The organism is Candidatus Cyrtobacter comes (assembly GCF_034470605.1).
GTDB classification, from domain to species: Bacteria; Pseudomonadota; Alphaproteobacteria; order Rickettsiales; family Midichloriaceae; genus Cyrtobacter; species Cyrtobacter comes.
The window spans coordinates 1-6,168 of sequence record NZ_JARGYT010000072.1; the positions used below are offsets into that span (position 1 = coordinate 1).

The following is a 6,168-nucleotide window of genomic DNA, read 5'->3' on the forward strand; positions in this document are numbered from 1 at the left end:
GGCTCAAGCTAAACAAATACGACGCGCAAATCAATGCTTTATTGACGAACTATTTAACACATATATGACATGACATTTTATGACGGATTAGATATATATAATACTCTTTAATACATGTGTTTTATGTATTGGCTTTGTCTTCAGTAAAAATAAAATCACCGCTCCAAAAGTGCTTAATGGCTAGCTCTAGGTTTTTTTTAACGTAATCTATATCAATTTTAACTACCCTTTCCTCAAATGAATAGGTTTTTAAATCTAGTTTTAGGTATAGAAATTTAATATCTTTGTTCTTAAATTTCTGATTATTGTTAAGTACATATGCATAGACGGGTAATTGAGGCTCTAAGCCTCTTGAAATGGATTCAAGGCTGGGTAATGAGCCGGTTTTATAATCTATGACTCTAATACTACCATCTTCTAGAAAATCTATCCTATCTATTTTTGCATAAATAGTGATAGATTTATCATCTTCATAAAAATATTCACATTCTGCATAAAATTCTGTATAGGTTTCTAGGATTATATCCTGTGTTTGATATGTTAAAAAGCTTTTAGCTAGTTTTTTAGCATTAATATCTATTTCACAACTATGTTTTATGATTGCGGCCTCCAGTATTTTCTTAAATTTTAGTATATAATCTTTTTCACTTAGAGATATCTCTAAAGTTGCTGCTTCCTCTAGTGCCTTATGAATAGTGATACCTAATAAAGATTTTTTGCTACTTACTTCTTCTGCTTTAATACCCAAAATATATTTTATATAGTACTGGTAAGGCTCATTCATTAGCAGCTTTAAACCTGTTGCCGATATTTTCTTTGGCATTAAATCTTGCGGTATTTTGATACCACAAGATTTAGTTGAGCTATATTTTATATTGTTTGTTCTATTAGCCTTACATAACCAAATAGGTGGTTCTCCTATACATGAAATTATTGAGTTTTCCTTTGTAAATATTTTTGCCAATCCTGGGTAAAATTTACTAGGGTTGGTAAATGAATCACTTAAGGAAAGTACGATATATTGTTCAAAATTACAAAATCTCAATTTTTGTATATCTAATACAAATAACTCTGCATTTGTATTAATAAATCCTTTATCCCTAAAAGATTCTAGACTATCTATATAAGAAATTATTTTCTTTTGTTTTAAAAGAGATAATTTATAGAAAATCTTTTCTAAGCTATTGATAGGAAGAATTTTTTTAAATGTATTAATATGTATTTCTGTATCTTTTATATGGTTATTTTTTGCCTTTTCTAAAATACTTATTATCGTATTTTCATTCATATTAGGTAATAACCGTAGTAAATCAGATATCAAATCTTCGCTTATTCCAATTCCACAAAGGTAATTTCCTATAATAATAAATACCTGCATATCACGGGTGTGGTTATTGCTAAAGCTAGATGCAGTAGTTCCTATACTTTGTAACAAAGATACAACTAAATCTGTATGATTTTGATCTTGTGTTACTATGCATATTTTTTTTCTCGAATTTTCTTTTAAAAAATCTACGAGCCATAAAAATTCATCTAATTGATTTGAGAATAATTTATAATTATTTTCATAATTTACTTTTCCAGAAAGTATATGGGATACCAAATAATCATTATCTTCATATAAAAAAGGCTCAATGATCTTATAATTATTTATCATATTTTTTAGATCTTGCTCCCAAAACTTAAAATCTGGTATAGAGCTTAGTGCAATAATAGATTTTTCTGTCTCTAAACTAGGTGAAAAATTAATAGGGGTAGTGAATATAGGCGTATATAGCCCTGATTCACCATAATTTGCGCAAGAAAAACCTCTATATTGAATAAATTCCCTTTCTTCTTGCGAGGCTGTAATAAATGCAACATTATTATATAGCTCTATACAGCTTTTTAAAAAATCACGGCTACTTGGTATTAATACCACTTCTATCATGTAGTTTCCTTAATTTTTAAAATATTGCTTGAAGAAGAATATCTGTAGGAGCATCTTCGAATAAGATCTTATAAATTGCTTTAATTATCTGGCTATGAGTATTTTTTTCTCTTAGCAGTAATGATGTATTATATCCTTCAACAGTTTTGCCAGTTAATGCTTTCGTGATACATCCATATTTTACAACGTCATAACCAAAAGACGTGTTTCTTGAAACTAGACTATTGCAAGTAAGCATTAAATCTCCGATACCAGCGAGGCTGAAAGTTGTCTCCCTCTCTCCGCCAAACATCTCAACAATATCCCCCATTTCAAGTAAAGCTTTTGTGATCATAGCGCAATGTGTATTTTCCCTAAACCCCATACCTTTTAGCATTCCAGACGCTATGGCAAAAACATTTTTAATAGCGCCGCAAATTTGTGCCCCTATTATATCTGTAGAGTAGTGAAGTTTTATATAATCCATTGAGCTTTTCGCCTTAAGAAATAATTCTTTAGATTTACTTGCAAGAAGTGATGAAGTTGGCATCTTTTCCATTACTTCAGAAGCAAAATTAGGTCCAGAGAGAATCCCTATTTGACTTTTGGGGTAATGAAGCGCTACTAAGTCAGAGAGCAAAAAAACATCATCTTGTGAAAAGCCCTTGGTACATATTACAATATCTGGATTATTTGATGAATAATTCTTTATCTCTAAGATTGTATTTTTGAAGAAACAAGAGGGTGTGGTGATGAATATGCAATCTAAATCAGATAAATATTCAAAATTATTAGTTATAAATGATACGTTTTTAGGCAAGTTTTCGATGTTATTTCTTGAAAAAAGTATTACTTTGCTTGAATTTTGAAGACTGGCAACAGCTAAGCCCCATGCCCCACCTCCAATAATTCCTACTTTTCTATAATTGTTCATAAATTATATCTTCTATAATAAAATCAGCTCTATCAGATCTATCTCTTTGAATATAGCCAGAAATTGAAACATTTTTGCCAAGTAGGTCCTGAAGCCTTTTCATTTCATCGGTATTTTGTATGAATATAGAGCAATAAAGGCTAGAGACAGAGCTACCCATAAATACATCAGATACTTTCAGCCTGGCAAAGTTGTCTGTCTTTATATCTATGCACTGTAGCTTAACATCTAAAATTGCAAATTTAGGAATTTCATTATGTGGCCCAAACGGAGAGAGCGCCTCTATATCTACTAATATACTTTCGTTGACTGCGGATGTTGATATGAGCATGTCAATATCTAGAAATGATGCAAGTTCTAGTGCTTCAGAGGCGTTGCAATACTTTAATATTCTCTCAATTATATATTCTTTAAATTTTTCTATATTTTCTTTTTTTAACGAGAATCCACCAGCCATTGCATGGCCGCCGCCTGTTAATAAAATAAAGTTATCTTTTGCTAAATTTATTATTTTACCAAAATCGACGCCCGGAATAGATCTTGCAGATCCACTGCAGGATCCATCCTCTTTGCAAGAGATAACAACCGCTGGTCTCTTATATTTATCCTTTAACCTACTTGCAATTATGCCAACTATCCCAATATACCACTCTCCATATGCAAAAACTAATGGGTCACCATCTTTTATCTGAGATTCAATATATTGAACAGCTTCCTCAACGGCTGCTTTCTCTATTTCTCTTCTTTCTAAGTTTAGCTTATTTAACTCTATGGCAATACTTCTGGCTTTTAAATAATCATTAGATGTGAGTAGCATGGTTCCAAGCTCACTTCTAGATAATCTACCGCCTGCATTGATTCTTGGGCCTAGGGCATAACATATATGAGATTCTGTAATTTTATTTTTTATATTAGAGATATCTATAAGCTCGGCTATTCCTTTGTTTTGTCTCTTGTTTATAAGAGATAGGCCCTTTTTTACAAAAATTCTATTTATATTTATAAGCGGCATTACATCGCAGATTGTACCTAAGGCGACCAAATCTAAGAATTGCATGAGGTCAATATCTTCTTTTAAGTACTCTCTGCACACAAGTTCTTTTTTCAGTGCTATTATAAATAGAAAGGTTACTGTAACAGCTGCGATTTCTTTATATGGATAAAGGTCATCAGGGCGTTTGGGGTTTATTATAGAGTGCGCATTTGGTAGTATATCAGGTACCATATGATGGTCTATGACTATTACATCTATATCATTAGAATTAGCAAGCTCAATAGGTTCATGGGCGGATACACCGCAATCCAGAGTTATTATCAAATCCGCGCCCTTTTTTATTATCTGTTCAAATGCTATTTTACTAGGGCCATAACCCTCTTTTATTCTATCTGGTATATAAACATCTGGTTTAAAATTTATTTTTTCTAAAAACTTGAATAAAACTGCCGCAGAGGATGCTCCATCAACATCATAATCAGCGAATATCGTAATTTTTTGACCACTCAATATTGCATCAGCAGTCCTAGCTACTGCCTTTTGCATATCTTGTAGTATAAAAGGGCTTGGTAGTGTATCATAAAGCTTGGCTTTTAAGAATAGATTTGCGGATTCCTCTGAAAGAATATGTCTATTAACCAATAGCTTAGATAGGATGTCTGAAATTTTTAGTTTTTGTTTTAGTAATTCCTTTACTCTCTCATTTTCTTTTTTTACGCTCCATTTTAGATTCCGCATGGAGACCATTTTGGCATTAAACAAATCCACTTATAAGACTCCTAACCAACTATAATCAAGGATGATTATACAGAAATATAGTAATTATGCACTGTGATTTTGGGCGCTAGAGCAATATAAAGAAGCTTAATAATGCATTGAGAATATTTATATAGAGATAAATTATTATAGACATATATAAGCAAATAATTAATATATACAATAACCATCTGATTTTAGTGTGTATAAGTATGAAATCTTCGAATTCTGGTGAGCAGCAAGATGATATATGGCAAGGTGGATTTGAGGAGCTTGATATATTGGCAAATAATAACTCATCAAATAGAAAATACTTGTATAGTATGAAGGATATGAGTGGAATGGTGGCAAAAGTTAGGCTGGATTCGCTTGAGCCGCTGGATGGTTTTATAAATCAAGGTGAGGAGTTTACGCCTAATAAACAAGGTATATTTCTTGCTTCTCCACAATTTATAATGGATGGAGGTGAGGTGGCTAATACCCTTGTATATATAGGAGATGATATAAAAAGGTTTGCTAATAGATTAGAGCAGGAGACGGCGGGAAGAGTGGATTTAAAATTAATAACGATTCCGCTGTACTATAAAGAGCATTGGAGGGCTGTGATAATAGAAATAGATCATGATAAAAAGAATTTTCATATACAATTTCATGATCCTCTAGGGGAATTTAGGCAGGATTTGAAAGATAAAGTTATGGTAACTCTTAAAGATTCACTGAAATATTACTCTTCTAGCTTTCTTGGAAAGAGCGAATTATCGGATAAAGATTTTCAACAGAGTGAAAATAAAATTGTTCAGCAGGGTCGAGGGAACGGGTGGGATTGTGGCACTATAAGCGTTCAAAATATAACAGATTACATAAATAATTTTAAAAGTGGCAATGATATAACTCAAACAAAATTCAGGATAGATCAAGCAGATACTAATGCTAAACAGTTAGATGATTGCAGAATTGAGCAAATAAAAAATTTATATATAGTACAAAATGGCGCGGAAATGCCTCAGCGCAATGTTAATACAATTAAAAATGCATGGGCCAAACAACAAGCTAAAGAACATGATAATGCGGTCATTAGTGGTAAAAGTGATAATAATATAGTGGAGCAAGGTAATGCCGTAGTGCGGAGTAATGCTGCAGAGCAAGGTAATGCCGTAGTGCCAGGTAATGCTGTAGAGCAAGGTAATGCTATAGTGCGGAGTAATGCAGGTGGATCAGATATTAAAAGTACTGCAAATAGTCAAGAAAAGGGGTATATATTATCTTTGATAGAAAAAATTATTAATATAGTTTCTGGGGTTAACAAATTGCTATCTGAATATTTTGGTAAGCAGAATATTTCAATGCAAGATAATGATGTTAAGCAACAAATTGAAAAACCACAAATTAGTGATCAAAAAATCATACGTGCTAACTCAGAATCAGTTACTAAATCACAAAGTTTTGTAGAAAAAATAGAATCTAGTAAGGATAAGAATAGGCACTGTTAACAAAGGTTGTATTTAATAGATGCTAAAGCTATAAAGGCAAGGAAAGAGAGATCGGATTTCTCAAATCGTAATGCTAAGCGTCGAT

General features: G+C 32.1%; 4 protein-coding genes. 1 reads left to right on the plus strand and 3 read right to left on the minus strand.

What is annotated here, in order from left to right:
• Positions 1-121: 121 nt before the first annotated feature.
• The 3 genes from Cyrtocomes_RS04805 to recJ are packed head-to-tail and all read right to left on the minus strand — an operon-like array spanning position 122 to position 4,605.
• Entirely contained in the window at positions 122-1,930 is a 1,809-nt protein-coding gene (locus tag Cyrtocomes_RS04805) for a RecB family exonuclease (protein ID WP_322498060.1), read from the minus strand.
• Positions 1,931-1,946: 16 nt separating this feature from the next.
• Positions 1,947-2,843 (minus strand): NAD(P)H-dependent glycerol-3-phosphate dehydrogenase, encoded by an 897-nt coding sequence (locus tag Cyrtocomes_RS04810; protein ID WP_322498061.1) that lies wholly within the window; start codon positions 2,841-2,843, stop codon positions 1,947-1,949.
• Positions 2,830-4,605 (minus strand): single-stranded-DNA-specific exonuclease RecJ, encoded by a 1,776-nt coding sequence (recJ, locus tag Cyrtocomes_RS04815; protein WP_322498062.1) that lies wholly within the window; start codon positions 4,603-4,605, stop codon positions 2,830-2,832. Before recJ ends, Cyrtocomes_RS04810 begins: the two co-directional genes overlap by 14 nt.
• 200 nt (positions 4,606-4,805) lie before the next feature.
• Between recJ and Cyrtocomes_RS04820 the strand changes: the two genes are divergently transcribed.
• The gene (locus tag Cyrtocomes_RS04820; RefSeq protein WP_322498063.1) at positions 4,806-6,083 is read left to right on the plus strand and encodes a Ulp1 family isopeptidase; all 1,278 of its coding nucleotides are present in this window, start codon (positions 4,806-4,808) and stop codon (positions 6,081-6,083) included.
• Positions 6,084-6,168: the final 85 nt, after the last annotated feature.